This window comes from Micromonospora phaseoli (genome assembly GCF_900109115.1).
Lineage (GTDB): Bacteria > Actinomycetota > Actinomycetes > Mycobacteriales > Micromonosporaceae > Micromonospora > Micromonospora phaseoli.
In genome coordinates this window covers 14101-38162 of sequence record NZ_FNYV01000006.1, presented here as the reverse complement: position 1 = coordinate 38162, position 24062 = coordinate 14101, and the positions used below count along the sequence as shown (strand labels likewise).

23 protein-coding genes are annotated in these 24062 nt (G+C 71.0%); 13 read left to right on the top strand and 10 right to left on the bottom strand.

From position 1 onward, the window contains the following. Positions 1–24 precede the first annotated feature (24 nt). Entirely contained in the window at positions 25–435 is a 411-nt protein-coding gene (locus BMY89_RS16435) for a VOC family protein (protein WP_092380883.1), read from the bottom strand. A gap of 5 nt (positions 436–440) precedes the next feature. Continuing rightward, positions 441–890, bottom strand: coding sequence for a helix-turn-helix transcriptional regulator (locus BMY89_RS16430; protein ID WP_092380882.1), 450 nt, complete (start codon positions 888–890; stop codon positions 441–443). A 327-nt stretch (positions 891–1217) separates the two neighbouring features. On the opposite strand from BMY89_RS16430, the gene BMY89_RS16425 reads away from it, so the two are divergent. Then, positions 1218–2324, top strand: a complete 1107-nt coding sequence (locus BMY89_RS16425; RefSeq protein ID WP_092381188.1) for a fatty acid desaturase family protein — start codon at positions 1218–1220, stop codon at positions 2322–2324. Positions 2325–2407: 83 nt separating this feature from the next. Here the strand turns inward: BMY89_RS16425 and BMY89_RS16420 are convergent, their stop codons facing one another. Further along, complete coding sequence (locus BMY89_RS16420) at positions 2408–3205, bottom strand: SigB/SigF/SigG family RNA polymerase sigma factor (protein ID WP_092381187.1); 798 nt, start codon at positions 3203–3205, stop codon at positions 2408–2410. A gap of 286 nt (positions 3206–3491) precedes the next feature. Between BMY89_RS16420 and BMY89_RS16415 the strand changes: the two genes are divergently transcribed. From BMY89_RS16415 to BMY89_RS16400, 4 genes are read left to right on the top strand one after another with little or no spacing between them, the layout of a single operon-like run. Next, on the top strand, positions 3492–3887 hold the full coding sequence (locus BMY89_RS16415) for a TOBE domain-containing protein (protein ID WP_092380881.1): 396 nt from the start codon (positions 3492–3494) through the stop codon (positions 3885–3887). Further along, positions 3884–4681: a molybdate ABC transporter substrate-binding protein gene (modA, locus tag BMY89_RS16410; protein WP_092380880.1), complete on the top strand. Its 798-nt coding sequence runs from the start codon at positions 3884–3886 to the stop codon at positions 4679–4681. The genes BMY89_RS16415 and modA overlap by 4 nt, the downstream gene beginning before the upstream one ends. 4 nt (positions 4682–4685) lie before the next feature. Next, positions 4686–5360, top strand: a complete 675-nt coding sequence (modB, locus tag BMY89_RS16405) for a molybdate ABC transporter permease subunit (RefSeq protein ID WP_092380879.1) — start codon at positions 4686–4688, stop codon at positions 5358–5360. Further along, complete coding sequence (locus BMY89_RS16400; protein WP_092380878.1) at positions 5345–6436, top strand: ATP-binding cassette domain-containing protein; 1092 nt, start codon at positions 5345–5347, stop codon at positions 6434–6436. Before modB ends, BMY89_RS16400 begins: the two co-directional genes overlap by 16 nt. 101 nt (positions 6437–6537) lie before the next feature. Here the strand turns inward: BMY89_RS16400 and BMY89_RS16395 are convergent, their stop codons facing one another. The 3 genes from BMY89_RS16395 to BMY89_RS16385 form a co-directional block, all read right to left on the bottom strand. Then, positions 6538–7527, bottom strand: a complete 990-nt coding sequence (locus BMY89_RS16395; protein ID WP_232521384.1) for an ice-binding family protein — start codon at positions 7525–7527, stop codon at positions 6538–6540. Between the two features lie 364 nt (positions 7528–7891). Beyond that, the gene (locus BMY89_RS16390; protein WP_092380876.1) at positions 7892–8440 is read right to left on the bottom strand and encodes a hypothetical protein; all 549 of its coding nucleotides are present in this window, start codon (positions 8438–8440) and stop codon (positions 7892–7894) included. 243 nt (positions 8441–8683) lie between these two features. After that, positions 8684–9121 (bottom strand): LapA family protein, encoded by a 438-nt coding sequence (locus BMY89_RS16385; protein ID WP_198414522.1) that lies wholly within the window; start codon positions 9119–9121, stop codon positions 8684–8686. A gap of 323 nt (positions 9122–9444) precedes the next feature. On the opposite strand from BMY89_RS16385, the gene BMY89_RS16380 reads away from it, so the two are divergent. From BMY89_RS16380 to BMY89_RS16345, 8 genes are all read left to right on the top strand, one after another. Next, positions 9445–10206: a GAF and ANTAR domain-containing protein gene (locus tag BMY89_RS16380; protein ID WP_198414020.1), complete on the top strand. Its 762-nt coding sequence runs from the start codon at positions 9445–9447 to the stop codon at positions 10204–10206. Positions 10207–10288: 82 nt separating this feature from the next. Beyond that, positions 10289–11020 (top strand): GAF and ANTAR domain-containing protein, encoded by a 732-nt coding sequence (locus BMY89_RS16375; protein WP_092380874.1) that lies wholly within the window; start codon positions 10289–10291, stop codon positions 11018–11020. A 144-nt stretch (positions 11021–11164) separates the two neighbouring features. Further along, positions 11165–11338 carry a hypothetical protein gene (locus BMY89_RS30410; protein WP_170147707.1) on the top strand — a complete coding sequence of 58 codons (174 nt, stop codon included), beginning with the start codon at positions 11165–11167 and terminating at the stop codon, positions 11336–11338. After that, entirely contained in the window at positions 11335–12345 is a 1011-nt protein-coding gene (locus BMY89_RS16365; protein ID WP_092380872.1) for a glycosyltransferase family 4 protein, read from the top strand. The genes BMY89_RS30410 and BMY89_RS16365 overlap by 4 nt, the downstream gene beginning before the upstream one ends. 122 nt (positions 12346–12467) lie before the next feature. After that, a complete protein-coding gene (locus BMY89_RS16360; RefSeq protein WP_092380871.1) occupies positions 12468–13604 on the top strand; it encodes a glycosyltransferase in 1137 nt (378 codons plus the stop codon). Further along, entirely contained in the window at positions 13601–14656 is a 1056-nt protein-coding gene (locus BMY89_RS16355) for a glycosyltransferase (protein WP_372433255.1), read from the top strand. Before BMY89_RS16360 ends, BMY89_RS16355 begins: the two co-directional genes overlap by 4 nt. Continuing rightward, positions 14653–16140 (top strand): glycoside hydrolase family 130 protein, encoded by a 1488-nt coding sequence (locus BMY89_RS16350; RefSeq protein ID WP_092381184.1) that lies wholly within the window; start codon positions 14653–14655, stop codon positions 16138–16140. The genes BMY89_RS16355 and BMY89_RS16350 overlap by 4 nt, the downstream gene beginning before the upstream one ends. Positions 16141–16471: 331 nt before the next feature. Next, complete coding sequence (locus tag BMY89_RS16345) at positions 16472–17374, top strand: SAM-dependent methyltransferase (RefSeq protein WP_092380870.1); 903 nt, start codon at positions 16472–16474, stop codon at positions 17372–17374. A 114-nt stretch (positions 17375–17488) separates the two neighbouring features. On the opposite strand, the gene BMY89_RS16340 is transcribed toward BMY89_RS16345, so the two are convergent. The 4 genes from BMY89_RS16340 to BMY89_RS16325 form a co-directional block, all read right to left on the bottom strand. Further along, a complete protein-coding gene (locus BMY89_RS16340) occupies positions 17489–19735 on the bottom strand; it encodes a S8 family serine peptidase (protein ID WP_092380869.1) in 2247 nt (748 codons plus the stop codon). 28 nt (positions 19736–19763) lie between these two features. Further along, a complete protein-coding gene (locus tag BMY89_RS16335) occupies positions 19764–20333 on the bottom strand; it encodes a hypothetical protein (protein WP_139217957.1) in 570 nt (189 codons plus the stop codon). Positions 20334–20338: 5 nt separating this feature from the next. Continuing rightward, positions 20339–21166 carry an LPXTG cell wall anchor domain-containing protein gene (locus tag BMY89_RS16330; protein ID WP_111313833.1) on the bottom strand — a complete coding sequence of 276 codons (828 nt, stop codon included), beginning with the start codon at positions 21164–21166 and terminating at the stop codon, positions 20339–20341. Between the two features lie 130 nt (positions 21167–21296). Next, positions 21297–24038 carry a LuxR C-terminal-related transcriptional regulator gene (locus tag BMY89_RS16325; RefSeq protein ID WP_092380866.1) on the bottom strand — a complete coding sequence of 914 codons (2742 nt, stop codon included), beginning with the start codon at positions 24036–24038 and terminating at the stop codon, positions 21297–21299. Between the last annotated feature and the right edge of the window lie 24 nt (positions 24039–24062).

Genomic DNA, 24062 nt, shown 5'->3' with positions numbered 1-24062 from the left:
GTGCGACGCCCGCCGCGCCTGCGGTCAGCCGACCTCGTTGATCCGGATCAGGTTGCCCGCCGGATCGCGGAACGCGCAGTCGCGAACGCCGTACGGCTGCTTGGTCGGCTCCTGCACGACCTCGGCGCCGCTGGATTCCAACTGTGCGAAGACACCGTCGAGGTCGGAAGTGGCCAGGGTGATGGCGCCGTACGTGCCCTTGGCCATCATCTCGGCGATGGTACGGCGCTCATCATCGGTGACGCCGGGATCGGCGGCCGGCGGGTGCAGCACGATCGAGGTGCCCGGCTGCTTCTCGGGACCGACCGTGATCCAGCGCATCCCCTCGTACCCGACGTCGTTTCGCACCTCGAAGCCGAGGATGTCGCGGTAGAAGGCCATGGCGGCGTCGGGGTCGTTCTGCGGAAGGAAGGTGTAGTGAATGGTGATGTCCATGGCAGTCACGCTAGGTGCGGCCGGGCCACCCGCGCTTCTCGATTCCTGATCGGTCTGGTCACCTGTTTCGCCAGGCAGGGAGGTATCCCCGCCGTCACGGGCGTCGCCTGGGCCCGGTAGGTGCTGGGCGGCACACCGACCAACTCCGTGAAGCGGGTGCTGAAAGTGCCCAGCGACGAGCAGCCGACCGCGAAGCAGACCTCGGTGACGCCGAGGTCGCCACGGCGCAGCAGCGCCATCGCCCGCTCGATGCGCCGCGTCATCAGGTAGGCGTACGGCGACTCGCCGTAGGCGAGCCGGAACTGGCGGCTGAGGTGCCCGGCCGACATGTTCACCCCCCGGGCGAGCGCCTCGACGTCCAGCGGCTGCGCGTACTCCCGGTCGATCCGGTCCCGGACGCGGCGCAGCAACGCCAGGTCGCGTAGGCGTTGCTCCGGAGCGGGTCTGCTGGTCATCAGCGTGATCGTGCCACGGTCGCACCGCCGTTGCCCAGCAACGCGCTCCGTAGGAACATCGCAAAACAGCGGTCCGCCTGACTGTTCACCCAGCAGGCGGCCGCCGGGCAGGAGTACCCTCAGGGTGTCGTCCCGGACCTCGGCGGCTTCGGTTCGCGTACTGCGCGCGTAACGCCGTCAACAATGGGGTCCTAAAGATCAAATTCGGCCGCTACGCCACCTCTGCGTGCCCCCGGGCCGTCGTCTGCAGGAACGCGGACTGTTCGACATCGGCGCAGTGCTGAACATCGATTACCGGGAGGACTTGTGAGTAGCATCGACTCGACCATGTCAGGTGTGCGGCCCGGGTCGCCGCGCCGCCGCAGCGACTATGCCGAGTTGTTGAGCCAGGTGCGGCAGGCAGGTCTGCTTGAGCGACGCCCGATCTACTACGGGATCAGGATCGCCCTCAACGCCGCGCTGGTCGTCGCCGGCTGGACGATCTTCGTAATGGTCGGTGAGTCGTGGTGGCAGCTGCTCACCGCGGTGTTCCTGGCGGTGATGTTCACCCAGACCGGGTTCATCGGCCACGACGCTGGCCACCGGCAGATCTTCCGATCCCGCCGGGCCAACGACCTGGTCGGGCTGCTGCACGGCAACCTGGCGATCGGGCTGGCCTTCGGCTGGTGGGTCGACAAGCACCACCGCCACCACGCCAATCCCAACCAGGAGGGCCTCGATCCCGACATCTCGGGCGAGGCCATCGTGTTCACGCCCGCGCAGGCCCGCCTGCGGCGCGGCGCCGGTCGGTTCCTCGCTCGCCACCAGGGCGTGCTGTTCTTCCCGATGCTGCTGCTCGAAGGCCTCAACCTGCACGTGGCCAGCGTCCGGGCGCTGTTTCGATCCAGCTACCGTGAGCGGGGCCGCGAGGCGGTGCTGCTCGGGCTGCACACTGTCGGGTACCTCGCTGTGGTCATCGCGGTGCTGTCCCCGCTGCAGGCGCTGGCCTTCGTCGTCGTCCAGCAGGGCCTCTTCGGGGTCTACCTGGGCCTCGCCTTCGCACCCAACCACAAGGGCATGCCGATCCTCGCCGAGGACGACGACACGGACTTCTTCCGCCGTCAGGTCCTCACCTCCCGCAACGTCCGGGGCAGCCGGCTGACGGACTTCATGCTCGGTGGTCTGAACCACCAGATCGAGCACCACCTGTTCCCCAGCATGCCGCGTGCCTCCCTGCGGCATGCCCGCCCCATCGTCCGCGCCTTCTGCCTCGATCGCGGTGTGCCCTACGTCGAGACCACTCTCCTCGACTCCTACCGGCAGGCCGTGCACCACCTGCACACCGTGGGCCGCGGCGATCAGGACGCCGAACCCACCGGCCACGATGAGTCCGGGCCCGCCGCGCGCTCCGGCCGCTCGCTGATGTCCGACGCCCCGTCCGGTCCGGGTCGGTGACGTCCCGGAACATGCGTCGATGACGGCGTCCCGGCCGTCATCGACGGCCGGGACGGGTGAACGACGGTGGGGCTCCGGCTCGCTCAGGCGCGGTCGTCGGAGAGATGGTGCCGCAGCGTGGCCAGGGCCCGGGTGATGAGCCGGGAGACGTGCATCTGCGAGACGCCCACCTGTTCGGCGATCTGGGCCTGGGTGAGGTTGCCGTGGAAACGCAGAGTCAGGATCCTGCGCTCGCGCTCCGGCAGCGTGGCGAGCGCCGGACCGAGGGCCACCCGGAGTTCGACGAGCTCGAAGTCGTGGTCGGTGACACCGAGGGTGTCGCCGAGTTCCAAGGTGCCGTCCGCGCCGGTCGGAGTGGACAGCGAGGTGGACCGGTAGGCCCGGGCTCCTTCCAGCCCCTCCAACACGGTCTCCTCCGACACGTCGAGGTATGACGCGATGTCGGCCACGGTCGGTGAACGCCCCAGCGTGTGCGTGAGGGTGCTGTTCGCCTCGGTGATCGTCAGGCGCAGCTCCTGCAGACGACGGGGTACCCGCACCGCCCAGGTGCGGTCGCGGAAGTACCGCTTGATCTCGCCGATGATGGTCGGGATGGCGTACCCGGTGAAGTCGACGCCCCGGCTCGGGTCGAAGTGGTCGACGGCCTTGAGGAGCCCGACCACGGCGGTCTGGGCCAGGTCCTCGTTCGGCACCCCGCGTCCGGAGTAGCGGCGGGCGAGGTGGTGGGCGAGCGGGAGCCACGCCACGATCGTGCGTTCCCGCAGCGCCGGCCGGCGGCGGTCGTCGGCCGGCATGGCGGCCATCGCGGCCAGCAGGTCGTCCGGGAGGTCGGTGCCGTGCCGGTCGGCGCGGGTCCTGGTGGTCGATTCCAAGGTAGCCATCGGGTGGTCCTTCCCGCAGTGCCCGTTGATCGGATCGACCGGAAGATCTCCGAAACCGGCTGTCGCCGGAGCGCACACACGGGCGGGTGCGTCGTCGCAGGCCACGACCACGGGCCTCGCCACCGCGTCATGTCGTTCAAATGATGGACCGAACCCTACCCGAAAGGGTGGCCAATTACTAGCTGAAAGTATGAGTGCCGGATGGTGTGCCCGAAGCCGCGCAATGTAGCGATTGCGCCCAACGGGGACTGCCGAATCCCGCAGCTGCGGTAGTAGAGTCCTCTTCGTGCCGCAATATCGGATCAGCGAGGTGGCCGAGCTGCTCGGGGTCAGCGACGACACGGTGCGCCGCTGGGTGACCTCCAACCGGTTGCCAGCCACCCGCGACAGCGCCGGCCGGCAGGTCGTCGACGGCGAAGCGCTCGCCCGGTTCGCCCGGAAACAGACCGCCGCAGACGACACGGGGCGGACGTCGGCCCGCAACCGCCTGGCCGGCATCGTCACGGACGTGGCCGTGGACGGTTTGATGGCGCGGGTCGACCTGGCAGCGGGCCGATTCCGGCTGGTGTCGTTGATGACCCGCGAAGCCGCCGAGGAGCTGGGCCTGCGGCCCGGGGTGCTGGCCACGGCGGTCGTCAAGGCCACCACGGTGGTCATCACGACCGGGCAGGAACACGGATGAGCCGGCTGCGGGCGGCCACCGCCGCCCTGGTCGTGGTGGCGTTGGTGACGGGATGTGGTGGCGCGACGCCGGCGACCCCCGCGGGGCACCAGGTGGTGCGGGTGGCCGCGGCGGCCGATCTGAAGTTCGCGTTGGAGGAGGTCGCGGCGGTGCTGGCGAAGGCCGATCCGCCGATGCGGTTGCAGACCACGTACGGGTCCTCGGGCACGTTCTTCCAGCAGATCAGCAACGGCGCCCCGTTCGACGTGTACCTGTCGGCCGACCTGTCCTATCCCACTCGGCTGGCCGAGGCGGGGCTTGCCGCACCGCAGGACGTGTTCGACTACGCGGTGGGACGGCTGGTGTTGTGGGTGCCGCACGACTCTCCGGTCGACCTGTCGAAGGGGCTGGCGGCGGTGGCCGACCCGGCGGTGGGCAAGGTCGCGATCGCCAATCCCGAGCACGCCCCGTACGGCAAGGCAGCTGTCGCCGCGATGCGCAGCGCCGGCGTCTACGAGCGGGTCCAGTCGCGGCTGGTGCTGGGGGAGAACGTGGCACAGGCCGCCGAGTTCGCCGCCTCGGGCAACGCCGGCGCGTCGGTGATCGCGCTGTCGTTGGCGCTGGCGCCACAGCTGGCCGACCGTGGCCAGCATGTGGAGGTGCCGCTGGAGTCGTTCCCCCGTCTGAACCAGGGCGGGGTGGTCCTGGCCGGCGTGGCCGACCGGGCCGCAGCCCTCCGGCTGCGCGAGTTCCTGACCGGCGACGACGGCACGGCGATCCTGAAGCGGTACGGCTTCTACCTGCCCGGGTCCTGACCCCGTGGACTGGCAGGCGATCTGGGTCAGCGCGCGGCTGGCCGGCTTGACCACGTTGATCCTGCTGCCACTGGCCGTGCCGATCGCGGCGTGGCTGGCGCTGTCGCGCCGCCGGATCGCAGTGGTGGTGGAGGCCGTGATCGCGCTGCCGCTGGTGCTGCCCCCGACCGTCCTGGGCTTCTACGTGCTCACCGCGCTCGGTACGGCGTCGCCGTTCGGCCGATGGTGGCAGCAGACCACCGGGGCGACGCTGGCGTTCACCTTCACCGGCCTGCTGGTCGCCTCCGTGTTGTCCAGCCTGCCGTTCGCCGTGCAACCCCTGGTCGCCGCGTTCGCCGGGCTGGACCGGCGGCTACTGGAGGCATCCGCCGTGCTCGGCCGCACCCGCGCCGGCACCCTGCTGCGGGTGGCGCTGCCGCTGTCCAAGGCCGGGCTGGCCACCGCCGCCGTGCTCACCTTCGCCCACACCGTCGGCGAGTTCGGCGTCGTACTCATGGTCGGCGGCAACATCCCCGGCGCCACCCGCACCGTCTCGATCACCATCTACGACAGCGTCCAGGCGTTCGACTACGCCACCGCGGCGCGCACCAGCGCGGCGATGCTCGGCTTCGCCCTGCTCGTCCTGACCACCCTCTACAGCCTGCGCCGCGCACGGGGGACCCGATGGCCGCGACCCTGACCGCCCGTATCCGCCGACACGTGTGCGACCTGCACCTGAGCCTCGACACCAGCCTCGCCCCGGTCACCGTGCTGTTCGGCCCGTCCGGTGCCGGCAAGACCACCCTGCTGCGCTGCCTGGCGGGCCTCGACCGCCCCGAGCCGGGCAGCCACATCCAGTTCGGCGACCAACTCTGGGACGCTGCCCGGGTGTACCTGCCCACCCGTCGCCGCCGGATCGGCTACCTGTTCCAGGACCACGCCCTGTTTCCGCACCTGTCGGTCGCCGGCAACGTCGGCTACGGCCTGCACCACCTGCCCCGCCGGCAACGCCCCGCCCGTATCCGGCAGGCCCTGGCCGCCGCCGACGCCGCTCACCTGCACGATCGGCCCACCCGCGGCCTGTCCGGCGGCGAAGCGCAACGCGTTGCCCTGGCCCGGGCCCTGGCACCCCAACCACAACTGCTGCTCCTCGACGAGCCGCTGTCCGCTCTGGACACACCGACCCGCACCCGGCTGCGCGGTGACCTGCGGCGGCTGCTGCTCGCCGCCGGCATCCCCACCGTCGTGGTCACCCATGACCGCACCGAGGCACTCACCCTGGGCGACCACATCGCTGTCGTCATCGATGGTCGCCTGCACCAACACGGACCCGTCGAAGAGGTGTTCAACCGGCCGGCCAGCGCCGCCGTGGCCGCCGTCGTCGGCATCGACACCATCCTCACCGGTCACGTCACCGGCCACCACGACGACCTCACCCACATCGACGTCGCCGGCCACACCCTGCACGCCACCCCCCACCGCGAGCTGAACCGGGGCGATCGCACCCTGGTCTGCATCCGCGGCGACGACATCGCCCTCGAACTATCGGACCCGACCCGCCCCGCCAGCCCACGCAACCGGCTGGCCGCCGTCGTCACCGCCGTACACCCCGACGGCCCTGTCCTGCGGGTCACTCTCGACGCCGGCATCACCTTGACCGCCTACGTCACCCGCCCCACCGGCGAGCACCTCGACCTGCGGCCCGGACGCCAGATCACCGCCGCCATCAAAGCCACCGCCGTGCACCTCATCGACCATCCCGCGAACGAAGGGTGAGGCTTTCCGCTCTTGTTCGCAGCCCAGGTACCGGTGGAGGGCGCCATGCTCGAACCGCCAAGACCCCGGCGGCCGATGACCGGCCGCCGGGGTCTGCCCGGTCAGGACTGTGATGTCCTGCGGCGGTAGAAGAGGAGCAGCGCTGTGCCGATGGCGACCGTGATGCTGCCGACCGCCGTCAGGACGGGCACCAGGGTGCTACCGCCGCTGCCACCAGTCACCGGCAGCTTCGTACGGGTGGGAGTCGGCAGCGCGGTAGGAGTTCCGGTGGGCTGACCGGTCGGAGTGCCGGTCGGCGTGGCCGTGGGCGTCGCGGTGGGGGTAGCCGTCGGTGTCACGGTAGGCGTCACGGTGGGGGTGGCCGTGGGAGTGGTTGTCGGGGTTCCTGTCGGCTGTAGACAGACGGGGGCGGTAATGGTGTTGGTGTCGAGGGTGACGGCGCCGGTTCGGGCCAGGGCGCGGCCTTGGAGGGTTGCGCCGGTGTTCATGGTGATCGAGGTCTGAGCCAGGATGTTGCCCACGAACTGGGTGCCGGTGCCGATCGTGGCCGAGCTGCCCACCTGCCAGTAGACGTTGCAGGGCGAGGCGCCGTTGATGAAGACGACGCTGCTGCCGGAGGCGGTGATGAGGGTGGAGTCGATCTGGAAGATGAACACGGCCGCCGGGTTGGCCTGAGAGTCGAGCGTCAGGGTGCCGGTCAGTTGTGCGGCACCGATCCGGTACACCCCGGGGACGAGCGTGGTTCCGCCGAGTTCCGCGGGGAGGTTGGTGAACGGGACCCTGCCGGCGGCGTCGTTGTAGGCGGTGGTCAGGTCGTTCTTGGCCTGCAGGGCGACGGCGTCGCCGAGGTGGAACTCGCCGGCGACGATGCCCGGGGGGAAGCCCGGTGCGGTGTTGCCGGGGTGGACGCCGAGATCCTGCGCCAGGAAACTCGGGCCGGTGTTGGTGACGGTGGAGCCGGCCAGGACCGAGAAGTTCGCCGCCGTACCCAGCCCGACCGGCGCGGGCTGGGCGCTGGCGCCGGTGCCGCTGAAAAGCAGCACGGCGACGACCGCGACGACCGCTGTGACGGTTGCGAGCGCCGGCAGCACCGCACGCCGATAATGACGGAAAGGAATAACTGTCACGATCATGGCCTCTCATGGGTGTGTCTCCGGCGGGCGCTGCCGTGACAGCAGCCGAACTCACACCGGGACTGCAATTGGTCTAAACGGACCTTTGCACACCTAAAGCCACAATAGTGCCGAAACTATCGAAGTTGCCGACCGGTGACGGGGTCGGCTGCCGTGGGCCGAGCCGGGACAGTGGTCCGGAGAAGGGCGGTGTCGACTCCTGCACCAAGACGGGCAAGGCCGGTGAGTGCCGGCCCTGCCGTGGAGCCTCCCGCATGTCAACGCCGGGCGTCCCGCTTGTCCGATCCGCGGCCGTCGGCTGCCTGCCTACCCACCGGCCCGGTCAGCGCCTGTCCAGTGCCGACTGCAGTCGCTGGATGAGCGTCTTGCGGGCCTTCCCGGCGCGTTCTGCGCGGAGCGCCGCCCTGAGTTGATTGGTGTCGAGGTCGCGGACGTGTCGGGTCGCCTCGGCGACCGGCATCTCGTTGAGCGGTACGGCCGCTGCGTTGCGGCGCGCGCGTCTGGCCGGCCCGGTGTTGGCGACGTACTGCTTACCGGACTTCGACTCCTTGCGCTTCCTGGCGTCGGTCGCGCGTTGCTGCTCGGCGGAGAGCTGGTTCCATGCCTGATCGGGGAGGTAACGGTCGGTTTCGCCGTCGTGCCGCGCCCGGGTGGTGCCCTTCCTGTTCCGCCACTTCTGGTCACCCCAGTGCTGTAGGGACTTCTGGCGTTCGTCCTTCGGTCCCTGGTAGCCGCCGCCGTGCTTCTGGTACTCCTGGGTCAGCAGCTGTGACTTGCGCGCCGACCACTGTCCCGGCCGGCCGCCCCGGTCGGACGCCTTGATCTCTTCCTTGAGCTTCTCCCGCAGCTCGGGCTTCGTGTACCGCGCCATGGGCGTCGGGATACCCGCGGCAGCGCGCCGTACTCACCGGGAGGCCGCGCGCCTCGCCCGGTGAGGATCCGCGCCGCTCGGCGCGGTGCTGCCACCCTCGTTGTCCCACACCGAGGATGCGTCGGAGTTGGTCGTCGCCGCAGCCCGAGGCCGAGCCGGAGCGCTGGTCAGGATGTCGGCCGCGCGCCTCAGGTTGGTCGGGTCGGCGGCAGGTGGCTGGGGTCGCGTGGTGATGGACATGGCTCAGCCGTCCTGACGTTCCGGGCGGGGCGGCAGCGGGACGCTGGGGATGCCGTTCGACGGCGGGGGAGTCGCACGGTGCTCGGGCGCGTCAGCCTCCGGCCTGCCGCGACGACGGGCCAGCACCCTGAGCTGCACGATCCGGGCGGTGCCCGGGAGGGCGACGAGCAGGACCCCGGAGACCGCGGCCAGCAGCAGCGCCACCCCCATCGGCAGGGTGCCGTGCGCGCCGAAGAACGACACCTCGGCGCGTTGCCCGTTCTGCAGTACGAAGATGAGCAGCAGCAGGAGCACGACCGCGAATACCACCGCGGCGACCCACAGACCTCCGACCCGCGAGCGCTTCACTCCTGGCCGGGTGGGCATCGGACGAGAGGCATCGGTGCTGCGGTGGCCGTCGAGCGAGAAGAATCGAACATGGCTGTTCCGGGGTGCGGTCATCAGGAACCGCCGCCTTCCGAGGAGCATCTGGCCGGCCTTGGCGCGGTGAAGCGCTGGCGCGCCCGATCGATTGCGGACCTGCGACAGACCGTCGCGGTCCGACGTGCGGTGGAGGGTGCCTTGCGGTCAGCCACCGGGGTCCCGAGCGACACTCCCAGCGTACGCTTCCGCGCCTCGACCGGCTCGTCAGCCGCCGGCGCCGGCTCGGTCCGGTGAGCCGCCGGCGGCACGGCGGCGTCGGGCGTAGTAGGGTTTGGCCGCCGCCCGGGACCTAGGCGTCGTACCGCAACGTCCGCTCAGAACGATCCGGGTCGGAGCCAGCAATGGACGAAGACAACCCGGGGTTCGGCGATCCGATGACCTCCGATCGCCGGCTACGGCTGTGGGCTGTTCTCGCTGATGCCGCCCGGGGTGGCGCGGTCGCGGTCGATCATGTCTGCGCGACGGCGGTGGCGGTCACGGGCGTCGACTCCGCCGCCGTCTCGGTCATCCTCGACGCCACGCCGCGCGAACTGATGTACGCCACGGACCGCACCGCGTCCGAGCTGGAAGACCTGACTCTGACCCTCGGTGAGGGGCCATGCGTGGACGCGACCACTGGTGGACCTGTCCTGGTCGCCGATCTGACGGAGCCGGAGTGCCGGAACCGCTGGCCGGTGTTCGCGCCGGCCGCGGTGCTCGCCGGAGCTGGCGCGATCTTCGCGCTGCCACTACGGGTGGGCGGGATCCGCCTCGGTGTACTGGACCTCTACCGGGCCCGGGTCGGTGACCTCGGCGGGGAGCAGTTGGCCGACGCGCTGGTCCTGGCGGATACGGCATGCGCGGTGTTGCTGGACGAAGCGACGCGACCCGGCGGGGACCGGGACGACCACTCGCCCGAGCGGACCGGCCTGCGGCACCCGGAGGTGCACCAGGCGACCGGCATGGTCATGGTCCAGATGGGAGTGTCTGCGGCGGTGGCACTCATCCGGCTACGCGCCTACGCGTACTCCCAGGACCGGCGCCTGCACGACGTGGCAGCCGACGTCGTCGCCCGACGGCTGCGCCTCGAACCGGCCGGGACATCTGGTGACCGAAATGGGTGAACAGACATCGGCGCCAGGACGGCGCGTCAAGAACCATCCCGTCGGGCGACCGGCGGAGCCACTGATTGACGAGGTGACCGGAATGGCCGAGACCCAGCTGGCCGACGTTTTCGTGGAGATGGCCGACACTCTCATCGACGACTTCGACGTGATCGAGTTCCTGCACATGCTGACCGAGAGGTGTGTCGAGCTGCTGGGCGTGTCGGCGGCCGGGCTGCTCCTGACCGACCAGCGGGACACGCTGCAGGTGGTCGCCGCCTCCTCCGAACGCACCCGACTGCTGGAGCTGTTCCAGCTCCAGACCGACCAGGGCCCCTGCCTCGACTGCTTCCGTACCGGCCAACCGGTGTCGGTCGCCGACCTGGCCCTGACCACTGCCCGCTGGCCGAGGTTCACCGCCGCCTCGGCCGAGGTCGGCTTCGCCTCGGTGCACGCCCTGCCCATGCGCCTGCGCTCCGAGGTCATCGGCGCGCTGAACCTCTTCGACGTCCGGCCGGGAGCCCTCGACGAGGGCAAGCTCCGCATCGGTCAGGCACTCGCCGACGTGGCCACCATCGGACTGCTGCAACAGCGCGCCATCCACCGACGCGACATCCTCACCGAACAGCTGCAGACCGCCCTGAACAGCCGCGTCCTGATCGAACAGGCCAAGGGAATCCTCGCCGAACGCCTCCAGGTGGAAGTGGGCGAGGCCTTCGCGATACTGCGCGACGGCGCCCGCAGCCGCAACCGGCGACTGTCCGAGCTGTCCCAGGCGATCGTCGACGGCTCCGAGCAGTTCGCGCCGGGCCCGGTCACCAACCTGCCCGGCTGACGGTCGGCCCGACCGGCGAGCCGGCTACCCGGAGCGCGGCGTCGGGTGTCGGTCGGGGAGATGGAGGCGTACGGTGAGGGTGTCGCCCGGGCCCCCGGTGGCCGCAAGTCCCGCCGCCACCAGCCCGTTAGGGGCGTGAAACAGATGAGTATCGCCAGGCACAGGATCATTGCGGCGCTGCGCGAGCGCGGCCAGCAGACCAGAGCCGACTGGGTCGAGCGCGAACTGCCGGAGCGGGTGGACCCCGCCAAGCACGTGGGGCTGCTCGCCACCCTGCGTCTCGATCCGGCCGATCTCGCCGACACGCCGTCTCGGTGAGAGTTGCCCTGCTCGGGCCGGTCGCCTGGCGGACACCCCCACACCACTACGGTCCCTGGGAGCAGGTGACCGGGCTGCTCGCCGAAGGGTTGGTCACCCGTGGGGTGGACGTGACCCTCTTCGCGACGCTGGACTCCGTCACCTCCGCCACCCTCGACGGCGTGTGCACCCGGGGGTACGCCGACGATCCGGACCTGGACGGCCGGGTGTGGGAGGCGATGCACGTGTCCCACGCGATGGCCCGCTCCGGGCAGTTCGACCTGGTCCACAGCCACCTCGACTGGCTGCCGCTCGCCTTCGCCGAACACTGCCGGGCTCCGCTGCTCACCACCGTCCACGGCTTCTCCGGCGCGGGGATCCTCCCCGCGTACGTCCGGGCCCGCTCGTCCTACGTCTCGATCTCCGACGCCGACCGGAGCGCCGACCTCGACTACGTCGCCACGGTGCACCACGGTGTCGACCTCACCGGGCTGCCGTTCACCCGCGACGCCGGCCCAGGGCTGGCCGCCTTCGGCCGGATCCATCCCGACAAGGGCACCCACACCGCCATCGAGATCGCCCGCCGTGCCGGCCGGCCGTTGACCATCTGCGGCATCGTGCAGGACGAGCGGTACTTCGCCGAACAGGTGGCTCCGCACATCGACGGCGACCAGGTCGTCTTCCTCGGCTCGGTCGGCCCTCGACGGCGTGCGGAGGTGTTGGGCGCGAGCACCGCCCTGCTGCACCCGATCGCCTTCGACGAGCCGTTCGGACTGTCGGTGGTGGAGTCGATGGTCTGCGGCACCCCGGTCGTCGCGTACGCGCGGGGATCGATGCCTGAGGTCGTCGACGAAGGGCTGACCGGTTTCCTCGTACACACCGTTGAGCAGGCCGTCGACGCAGTCGCCCGGGCCAGCGGGCTCGACCGGGCCGGCTGCCGGACACAGGCCCGGCAGCGCTTCGGCGCGGACCGGATGGTCACCGACTATCTGGCCGTCTACGACCACCTCACCCGCCGACCGCACTGAACCCGGGGACCGCCCCCGAATCCGTTCCGCCGGCCACACACGCTGGCCGGCGTGCGCCGACACCGCGTGAGGTTCGCTCCCGGTCCGCCGGAGGTGGCCGACAACCGGAAGGCCCGACACCCATGCCCAGCTACGGATTCCTCAGCACCCACCCGCCGACCCGGTGCGGGCTGGCCACCTTCAACGCCGCCCTCGCCACCCACCTGACCGCCGACGGCACGCGTGGCGGCATCGTCCGGGTCACCAGCCGCGGCGACGACCTGCGGGCCGGACCCCAGGTCGTGCACACCTGGTCGACGCGGGCCCGGGCCGGATGGCGGGACGCCGCGGCGGCCCTGAACACCTTCGACGTGGCCGTCGTCCAGCACGAGTACGGCATCTACCCCGGCGCCGACGGCGAGGACGTACTGCCGCTGCTGCGCCGGCTCACCGTGCCGAGCATCGTGGTCCTGCACACCGTGCTCCGCCGGCCCTCGGCCCGGCAGAAGTCCCTGATGGAGCAGATCGTCACGGCCGCCGGAGCGGTCGTCACGATGACCGAAACGGCTCGCAACCGGCTGGTCGTCGGCTACACCGTACGCCCGGGCAAGGTCACCGTCATCCCGCACGGCGCCGCCGAACATGTCCGCGAACCCGCTGACCGGCGTACCCGCCCACACCTGCTGACCTGGGGGCTGCTCGGGCCCGGCAAGGGCGTCGAGTGGTCGCTGCGGGCCCTCGCGCAGTTGCAGGACCTCGACCCGACACCCACCTACACCGTCGCGGGCCGGACCCATCCGAAGGTGGCCGAGCACCAGGGGGAGGCGTACCGGTCGGGACTGCACCTGCTCGGCGCGCAGTTGGGCATCGCCCACGCCGTGGACTACCAGGACGTCTACCACGACCAACCCACGCTCGCCCGGTTGATCCGCTCCGCCGACGTGGTCGTGCTGCCCTACGACTCCCGTGAACAGGTCACCTCCGGGGTGCTCATCGAGGCGGTGGCCGCCGGGGTGCCCGTCGTGGCGACGGCCTTCCCGCACGCCGTCGAGCTGCTCACCGGCGGCCCCGGTCTGGTCGTACGCCATCAGGATCCGGTGGCGCTGGCCGCCGCGATCCGGCGGATCCTGACCGAACCGGGCATGGCCGCCCAACTGGCCGACCGCGTTCGTCCGCTCGCCGCGGACCTGCGCTGGCCGGCGGTGGCGGCCCGCTACGGCACGCTCGCCGAGCGGCTCGTCGCCGCCCGTCCTGCCGCGGTCAGCGTGGCGTCGGCGTGACCGCGACCACCAGCCGCCCCAGTGAGCCGCAGAGCGGTCCCCGGCCCAACGTGCCGGGGCCGCCGAGCTTCGCGCACCTGACCCGGTTGAGCGACGACACCGGCCTGTTCGAACATGCCCGGCACGGCATCGTCCGCCGCGAGCACGGCTACTGCACCGACGACGTCGCGCGCGGCCTGGTCGTCACCAGCCGCGAGCCGGAGCCGACCGAGGAGGTGCTCCGGCTCGCCGAGTGCTACCTGGCCTTCCTGACCCACGCGCAGGACTGCGGCGGCGCCTTCCGCAACCGGCTCGGTCACGACCGGCGGTGGACCGACGAGCCCGGGCTCGGTGACTGGTGGGGGCGGGCGCTGTGGGGGCTGGGTACCGCCGCTGCCCGCAGCCCCGCCCCCTGGATCCGGGAGGAGGCGCTCGTCGCCTTCAGCCGGGGAGCCGCCCGGCGCTCCCCGGCACCGCACGCGATGGCCTTCGCCGGGCTCGGCGCCGTCGAGGTGCTGCGTCGCCACCCGGCCCACACTGCTGCGGTCGCACTGCTGGCGGATGCGGCCGCCGCGGTCGGCGCTCCCGGATCCGACCCGCGGTGGCCGTGGCCACGGCAGCGGCTCACGTACGCCAGCGCGGCCCTCGTGGAGGTCGTCATCGCGGCCAGCCAGCTGCGGCACGGCGGCCCAACCCTCGACGACGGCCTGCGGATGCTGGCGTGGTTGCGTGACATCCAGCTCCGCGACGGGCACCTGTCGGTCGTACCCGCCGGCGGGTGGCAGCGCGGCGCGGCGCGACTGCGCCACGACCAGCAGCCGATCGAGGCCGCCGCCTTCGCCGACGCCTGCGCCACCGCCGCCACGATCACCGGCGATCCCGGCTGGGAGGCCGGAGTACACCAGGCGATCGGCTGGTTCCTCGGTGACAACGACGTCGGTACGCCGATGTGGAACCGGGCGACCGGTGGCGGCTACGACGGGCTGACCCCGCACGGACCCAACCTCAACCAGGGCGCCGAATCCACCCTCGCCCTCATCGCCACCCTGCAGCACGCCCGGCGGTGGTCGTGACCGGCGCCCTGGCCGTCCGGCACGGTGCCACCCTCGCCCCGGATCCACGCCGGGTCGTCGTGAAGCTCTTCGTCCCGGGTGAGGACGCCGCCCTGGTACGCAGCCGTGCAAGGGCGCTCATCGACCGCGTCGCGCACCTCGACGACGAAGAGACCGGCCGGCTGCTGAGGGAGACCTTCGACCACTTCGGTGCCCGACACCGTGACCTGGACGCCACCTTCCACCACCACTACGACCTCGTCCGGCACCGCATCGCGCGGGCCCGTGACCTCTCTCCCACCACCCGACTCCTGATCGGCGCCTACTTCAGCCACGAGTACGCGGTCGAGGCGGCGGCCCTGTGCAACCCGTCGTTGGTGGCCCACCCCGACCAGGCCGGCCTGCTCGCCGGGCAGTTGCGCGTCGCGGTCAGCCTGCGCCAGATCGGCGAGGGCCACGTGTCGTCGATCGGGTTCGCCAGCGCGGTACTCGGACCCGGGCACCGGCTCGTCGTCGCCGACCGGTCCGGCCCCCTGGTGGTCGGCCAGCAGACCGGCGTACGGCGCCGCCGGGACCTCCTCGCCGCCGGCCTGACGGAGGTGGACTGCGACAACGAGATCACCGCCACCGTGCTGGACGCCCTGCCCGAGCGCTACGACGAGGCAACCTTCGAGCGGACGCTCGGCGACCTGCCCCCGGACCTGCTCTCCCGCAGCACCGGACCGGACACCCTCGAACACGTACGCCGCAGCAACGCGGCCAGCTACGCCACGACCTTTCCCGCCGACACCGCTCTGCACCAACGGGTGCTCTGGCCGGCCGTTCCGGCGGAGAGCAGAGGCATGGAGGATGCCCGGTTCGTCCGGTTCGCCGACGATTCCGGACCGGTGTACCGGGCCACCTACACCGCATACGACGGACGGCGCATCGCCACCCGTGCGCTGACCAGCGATGACCTGCGCCGCTTCGAGATCACCCCGATGTGCGGGCCGGGCGCCCGCAACAAGGGCGTCGCGTTGTTCCCCCGTGCCGTCGGTGGCCGGCACCTCGCCCTGTGCCGTACCGACGGCGAGACCATCGGCCTGACCTGCTTGGACGGCGAGAACCGGTGGCAGGAACCGGTGCCGCTGCACACCCCCCAGGACAGCTGGGAGTTGATCCAGGTGGGCAACTGCGGGTCGCCGATCGAGACCGACGCCGGGTGGCTCGTGCTCACCCACGGGGTCGGCCCGATGCGCCGGTACGCCATCGGCGCGCTCCTGCTGGACCTGCGCCGGCCGGAACGGGTGGTCGCGCGGCTCCCCGGTGCGCTCCTGACGCCCGACGAGGCCGAGCGGGACGGATACGTCCCCAACGTCGTCTACTCCTGCGGCGGGCTCATCCACGACGGTGAGCTGTGGCTGCCGTACGGCGCGAGCGACAACCGGGTCGGGTTTGCCACCGTGCCGGTGGCCGACCTCGTCGCCACCATGGTGGAATCCCCGCCGCCGCTAAGCCGACCGTGACATCTTCTCGTTCACTGCCACAACCGCGTCCGGAGACAGCGAATCGGAAAAGTTTAGTGGTGACCAAAAGGCGCATATTGAAGGTGGTATCACCCAGTCGGTCTCTTGCTTGACCGAGTGAGTCGCTCCGGTTACGGTAGCGTTGCTGATTGTCGATAAGCTCCTTATCTCACCGACTCCTGTCTGGCGGATCAGCGTCACCGCACCGGCTCCGCCTGAAATACGGAAGTGTCCGGGAGTCGACATTATGGATTCACCTCGCCTCACCCGGCTGCCCTGACTATCAGCGGATTATCTGTAAAGACTCCGACGAGCAGAGAGCGGTTAACCAATGAACGTTGATTTCAAGGGGCCCACGCCGGAGTCCGTCGGGGCGTTCTACGACCAGGTGAACGCGATCATCGCCAAGGTCCAGGGCGGATCCATGCACCACGGCTACTGGACGGGGCCCGACGATGACAGCGACTTCGAGACGGCCAGCGCCCGGTTGACCGACTTGATGATCGAGCGGGTCGGCGCGCGGCCGGGCGAGCGGGTGCTGGATGTTGGCTGCGGTCTGGGCTGGCCCGGTGTGCGGTTGGCCAAGACCAGCGGCGCGGAGCTTGTCGGGGTCTCAGTCAGCGAGCAGGACGTGCGCCTGGCCAACGAGCGGGCACGCGCCGAGGCGGTGTCCGACCGGGTGGGATTCGAGCGGGCCGACATGCTCGCGTTGCCCTTCCCCGACGACTCCTTCGACCACGCGATGGCGTTCGAGTCGATCGTCCACGTGCACGACCGGGTGCGGGCGCTGCGGGAGATCGCCCGGGTGGTACGCCCTGGCGGGCGCGTCGTGCTGACCGATTTCACGGTCAAGGAGGGACCGGACGGGCGCTCCGACCAGACTTTGGTCAAGGTGTACGACTCCTGGCGGGTTGCCGCAGTCCCCATCGGTGCCGAGGACTACAAGACGATCGCGTCGCAGGCCGGACTCGTACTCGATGAGGTCACCGATATCACCGACCACGTGAAATACACCAGCATGTGGACCTACCTGGAGTTGCGGCGATTTGCCCGCGACAATCCAGTACCGCCCGAAGTGGAGCAAATTCTCGACGTCTTCGGGCCGACTCTCAAAGGCACGGTCGACTCGCCACCGCTCACCGACGCGCAACTCGAACAGGGGTGGCGCAAAATGTTGGCCGAGGAACAGGTGCAAGGAATGATCGTCGTCATCGCGCGCACGCCGTCCGCTTGATTCCGAGTAGCTCGACGGGGGGTATGGCGGCGCAACCCGACCAGGGTCAGCCCGGAAATCTCCCGGCCGGGATCCGTGCAGAGCGCGGGCTCGCGAGCCCGCGCTCTGCACGGCTCACCAGAGGACAGCCGGCATCGGGATCTCGGTGCCGTAGGCGAACCAGTCGCTCCACCTGCGTACGTCGGTGGAGAAGGACGATCCGGCCGTCGCCGGGGCGACGTAGACATCCGCCGCGTGACCCCGGGTGAAGGCGATCACGTCGTCCCGACCGTCGCCGGTGAAGTCACCGACGCCGGGCACCTGCACCCCGCTGGCGAAGTCACGATGCCAGACGGTCGCCGTACCGAACTGGCGCAATGACCAGGAACGGACCATCGACAGGGCGACCACCACCGACCGACGGTCTCCTCTGGCGAAGCCGACCAGGTCGGCGCAGCCGTCGCCGTTGACGTCGCCGACCGCCGGTACGTCGGTGCCGAGGGCGAGCGGGTGACCCCAGTACGTCGCCGTCGCGAACCGGTCGCCCTGGGAGGCGGAGACCCGCAGCAGGCCGGCGCCGACCCGGTCGACCGCCACCAGGTCGTCGCGCCCGTCGCAGTCGAAGTCACCGACCAGCGGTATCGCGTCTGCGCCGGGGAAGCCGCTGGTCCAGCTGACTCCGGTGCCGACGAACTGGCTTCCGTTGGAGAGTGCGACGAAGACCGTACGGTTGGTCGACGGGTGGACCCGGATGCCCCGGGTGACGGTCGCGATGTCGTCGCGTCCGTCGCCGTTGAAGTCACCGACCACCGGCGTTTCGTTGCCCACCGCGAAGCGCGTGTGCCAGAGCTGCGACGGCCCGAACGACGTGCCGGTCGACAGCGCCACGTACACGTGGGCGGAGGCACCCCGGGTGAACGTGATCAGGTCGTCGCGGCCGTCGCCGTCGACGTCGCCGAGCAGCGGGATCTCCTCACCGGCGCTGAAATACTCGTGCCACTTGGTGCCGGCGGTGAACCCGGATCCGGTGGACAGCGCCACCCACACGTCGGCGGCGGCACCCCGGGTGAAGGTGACGATGTCGTCGCGACCGTCGCCGTCGACATCGGATCCGGTACGCCCGAAGCCGTCGTTGCCCGGGCCGTTGCGGTCCAGGTAGAGCACCCGGTTCGGCGAGCCCGCGATGTCGGTGATCCGGTCCTTGCTCGCCTCGTTGATCAGGGTGGTCGCCACCAACTCGGGCGAGGCGTCCGGGAAGCGATCGAGGTAGCGGGCGGCCGCGCCGGTGACGTGTGCGGCGGCGATCGACGTACCGTTGCCGAAGTTGGTCGTCGCGGTGTCACTGTCGTTGGTCGTGGTCGTCACCTGCTCACCCGGCGCGAAAAGGTCGACACACGGGCCCCAGGAGGTGCCCCGGATCCGGTCCTTGAGCGCATGTATCGAACCGACCGTGATCACCGCCGGCACCCGGCCGGGGGAGAATCGGCAGGCGTCATGGTCGCTGTTGCCGGCCGCCGCGACCACGGTGATCCCCCGGTCGACCACCCGGGACACCGCGGCGTCGAGTGGCGGGTTTATCCCCGGCACCCGCCAGCTCAGGTTGACCACCGCCGGGCGGACCGCATTCACGTGCAGCCAGTCCATGACGGCGATCATGTCGGCGGTGGTCGCCGTGGTGCAGCCCAGCCGGATCGAGTGCAGCCGGACGTTCTTGGCCACCCCGTGCAGCCGGCCCCCGATGGTCCCGGCCATCGGCGTGCCATGCCCGAAGCAGTCGTGCGATCCGCCCGGCCCCACGTCGGTCTGGCCGAAGGTGACCGTGCTGACCACGCGTCCGCCGAAGTCCTCGTGGGTCGTCCGGATCCCGCTGTCGACGACGTACGCGTTGACGCCGGTGCCGTCGGAGTCCCACCGGTAGATGCCGTCGAAGTCCCGGCGCTGGTCGATGATGTCCAGCCCCCACGACGGGGGGCGCTGCTCGCCGCCGAGCCATTCGATCTCCATCTGCGGCGCGACGTATGCCACCAGGGGGTTCTTGGCCAGCGCTTCGGCGATCTGCTTCGACATGTGCACGGCGAAGCCGGGCAGCGCGTGATAGTAGGTGTGGGTCAGCTTTCCGGGATACTCGGCGAGCAGCCCGGCGACCGCTTTGTCGATATTTTCCTTGGTCCCTTCTTTGTCCTTGTCGTCGAGTTCCTTGTCGTCGAAGGCCAGGACCACCACGTAGGAGTCCGCGATGTCTTCCTTGCCAGCTGGCGCGGCGGAGGCCGGCGACGTGTCCGGGGTGAGCCCGGTCGAGACGAGCAGGGTCGCGGTGAGCAGCGCCGCGGCGGTGAGACGAGGCCAGCGAAGGCGGGGCCAGCGATACCGGACGGTTGGCATGACGGTCGCTCCGATCGGGTGGTTGGTCTCAGAGCCGGTCGACAGCGGTACGCAGTAGTCGCGTCACGTTGTCGGCCCGCTGCGCCGGCTTGGCGTTCGCGCCGAGCAGGATCTGGTAATTGAGGAAGACGACCTGCTCACCGTCGCGGGTGCCGGCGGTGACCCCGAGCGGGCTGCTGCGGATCAGGAACGCCTCATCGCCGAGCCCGGTCACCGGTTCGCCGGTGCCTCCCCAGCGCGCCGGCGAATAGTACGACCGTCCGGTGTAGACCTGCAGGTGGAGTTGGTGCATCCCGCCGTCGCGGCCCACCCAGACACACTCGCGGGTCGATCCCTCGCCGCTGTCGATCGTGGCGGTGGTGCCGAACAGGCCACCGGCCTCGGCGACGGTCAGCAGCTCGCAGACGGCAGCTCCGGTCGCGTCCTCGTCTCCGGCGGATTCCACCGGCCCGGCCGACCGGGAACCACTGGACGCGGCGGTCGACTCTCCGGCTGGCGCGCTGGCGCCGTCCGGTCCGCCGCAGCCGACGGCGGTGAACGCGAGCGCGACCACGAGGAGCCGTACGCCGTACCGTCGGGTGATCGACGTGGTGTTCATGCAGGTCACTGCCGTTCGGCGGTGGTGAAGCGGACCCGGTGACGCCTGGCCACCACGAACAGCGCCGCTCCGGTGCCGATCAGGACCAGCCCGGCAATGGAGATCAGCGCGGTCTGGGCGCCGGTGATCGGCAGCTGGCCACCCGCGCCCGGCGTGGTGACGCTGGGGGTCGGGCCGGCGCCGGGGTCGTCGCTGGGGCTCGGCTCACCGCTGGGGCCCGGGCTGGGGTCGGCGGCGCAGTCCGTCGGCCGGAGATGGGTGCCGGTCAACCAGATGGACCAATCACCGTCAGCCAGCGGGCCACGCACGTAGAACCGGTCACCGTCGACCAGCGGCAGCTCGAGCTCGGTGCGACCAGGGGCGAGCGGTGCCACCTCCCACGGTTCGTAACCCTCGGCGAGGACCTGGATTCCGGAGACCGGGCGGGTTCCCTCGTTGCCGAAGGACAACGTCAGTCCGTCACAGCCGCTGGTCGGGGTGACGGTCAGCAGCGGCGCGTCGGTGCAGCCCTCCGGCGTACGGTGCAGGTAGCTCGACGCAGGCAGACCCTCGCGCCGGATCTCGATCCGGTCACCGTCCCGGGCGCCGTACTGCACGCTTCCCCTGGACTGCATCGAGAACTCGTCGATCACGATGTCGTTGCGCAGCACCGTGGTCTGCCAGCCGTCGTCGCCTCCGATCGTCCCGGTGTCCCAGGAGAAGCCGACCGCCCCGCAGAGGTCCGTGAAGTTGACCGTCGGCGGATCGGCGACAGCTGGCGTGGCGGTGCCGAGGAACAGACCGCCAATCGTCAGAAGTGTTGCGGCGGCAAGAGCGGACAATCTGCGACGCATGGGGGAAAGGCCCTTCGAAAGGAACGCGCGGTGACGGGTATCCGGCACAGGGGCCGGTCGTCCAAGCCCACCACTGGAGCGGGTGATCCAGGATGAGTGCCCGGGTACTCAACTCCGGCGGAGCCGAGCCTCAACCCACGCCGAGGGCTGTTCTCAGCTCCGCACGACCAGAGACACCGAGCTTGGCGTACGCCCGATGCAGGTGGTTCTCCACGGTTCGTTCCGACAGATGCAGCCGGCCGGCGATGCCCCGAGCCGATTCGCCACGGGCAGCGGCAAGGGCCACCTCCCGCTCGCGTGTGGTCAACTGGCTGACCGGTCCGCGGCGTCGCAGCGCCGGAGTGCTGGCCGGCTCGCCTGTCGACGCCAACTGCGCCTCGGCGAGCAGGTGCGCGCTGGCTGCCACGGCCAGATCGCCGCCGGCCGACCCGCGAGCCCTGTCGCGGGTGGCAGTGCCGGTTCGGGCGGCGGCCTCAGCCAGCGCGGCGGCCTCGGCCGCGTGCAGGGGCATCCCGTACCCGGCGAACTGCTGGGCCACATCGAGCAGCCCAGTCGGATCGGCGGCCTGCGCGGCGGCGGCGTACCGGACGACGGTGCGACCGAGCAGCCAGTCAGGATCCGGCGGGTACGCGGCGAGTAGCGCGGCCGCCCGCACGCCGGCACCGAGCCGCACCAGGTCGAGCGCGCCCAGCGCCCCCGCACCGACCGCGCCGAGCCGGCCGTGTTCGGCGACCGACGCCGCCAGCACACCGATGCCGACGCCACCGTCCCCGACGACCGCACCTCGCCAGGCGTACGCCCGAGCGACGTCGATGTCGAACAGCCGCATCGAGCGCGGTCCGCCCGCGTAGCGGTCCAGGTCGGCGGCGAGACCGTCGATGTCGGCGTCGGTGCCGAGTTGCGCGGCGGCCTGCAGTCCAACGGCGACGGACCAACGGCACACCGGACGCAGGCTGATCTCGTTGGCGACCAGCCGGGCCTCCCGCGCCCAACGCAACGCGGTCCGTGGCCGGCCGCGGACCAGGGCGATCTGACTGAGCACCAGCGCGTGCAGCGCCTGGCTGACCGGGTTGGTCGGGTGCAGACTGGCCTGGTAGCCGTGCTCGGCGAACTCCATCGCGGCGGCCGGGTCGGGCCGGTAGCAACGCAGTGCGGCAGCGGCAGGTGACGCTCCGGCGGCCTGTAGCTGACTCCCGCCGATGTTCCCGCCGGTCAGCGGCATGGCGTGCGCTATCAGCGCTTCCGCCTCGGCGTACCGGCCGGCGACCAGCAGGGCGCCGCCGGCCGCGCCGCTGGCCGCCATCCGGGCCGGCATCGGCGCGTCGCTGCGGATCACCGCCAACGACGGTTCGATCACCGTGCAGTCCAGTTGCACCGAGCGGAGGTACAGGTCGAAGGCGGCCAGCGGGCAGGCCGCCGGGTCACCGGCGGCGGTCGGGTCCGCGCCGGTCACCCGCGCGCGGTCCTGCCGGGCACGCTCGACGACGCTTCGGGCAGCGGGTACGTCGTCCATCGCGTGCACCAGGATCTCGGCGTGTTCGACGGCGACCAGCAGCCGGTCCAGGTCGGCGTCGGCCAGTCGGACCAGGTCGGCCAACTCGGAGCAGCGGGCGAGTGCCTCGTCGACGCGGCCGAGCTGCACCAGCGCCCGTACCGAGACCAGCCCGGCGGCGACGTCACGGTGTGCCTGGAAGGCCCGGTCGGCCAGCCGGTACGCCAGGGCGTACTCCCGGTTGGCGGTCGCCTGTTCGGCGGCGGCCAACATCACCTGCGGGTTGACCGGGCCGCCGACGTCGAGCCGCCAGCGGGCGACCCGCAGCCGATCCTCTCCGCAACCCGCCGACGCCGGCCCGGTCGCGTCCGACTCGGACGCGTCGGCGAGCCGCCGCAGGTGCCGCAGCCGGCCGAACGCCGGGGTGCCGGCGCGCAGCAGTTCGCCGTACAGCGGATGGCTGAGCCGGACCATCGGCGGGTCGGCGAGGCCGACGGAGAGCAGGCCACGGCGTTCCAGGGCCTCCAGGGTGTCCTCGGCGACGAGGGTGACCGCCAGCCGCAGCGGCACCGGCTCACCGGCCGCGAGCAGCTCCAGCGCGTCGCGTTCGGCCGGGCAGGTGGCGGCGAGCCGGTTGGCCAGCAACTCGGTCAGCCGGGGTACGGCGGTCATCGGGCCGGTGAGCCGCCACAGCCCGCCGGCCAGGTCAAGCAACCCGGCCTCACGGGCAGAGGTGACGAGTTCGCGCAGGAACAGCGGGTTGCCGGCGGCGGTGTCCCGCAGCTGGCGCAGAGTCCGCCCCTCCACCGGGCCGCCGAGCAGGGCGGTCAGTAGCGCCTCAGACGCCGACGGGTCCAGCGGCGCGAGGTCGATCCGGACGACTCCGGCGTCTTTCCACAGGGCCGTCACCGCATCCGGCACGGGCTGATCGGTGCGTACGGTCGCCAGCAAGGTGACAGTGCGGTCGACAGCGGCGTGGTGCAGGACCGCGAGAGAGACACTATCCAGCAGGTGGGCGTCGTCGACTGAGAGGATCACCCGGCCCTGCTCCTGCGCGGCGATCCGGCGCAGGCCGAGCAGGCCGACCTGCACCGGGCTGAGGCTGATCTGGTCCGGCTCCGGCGGGCCGAGCAGACCGGCCAACGCGCCGAGCACCAGCTCGGTGGCGTCGGCGGTGGCCTGGACGGCGAGCACCCGCCCGCCGGGTACGCGTTTGATGGCATCGTGTCCGACCGCCTCGCGGGCGAGCCGGCTCTTGCCGACGCCGGCTGATCCGGCGATCAGCACACCCGGTCCGTCCGAGGCGCGCAGCGACTCGACTGCCGTGGCCAGCTCCAGCTCACGGCCGATCAGCGGCGACTCCTGCACCGGCCGGGCCATGGTCGGCACAGTAGCCGCCCACGG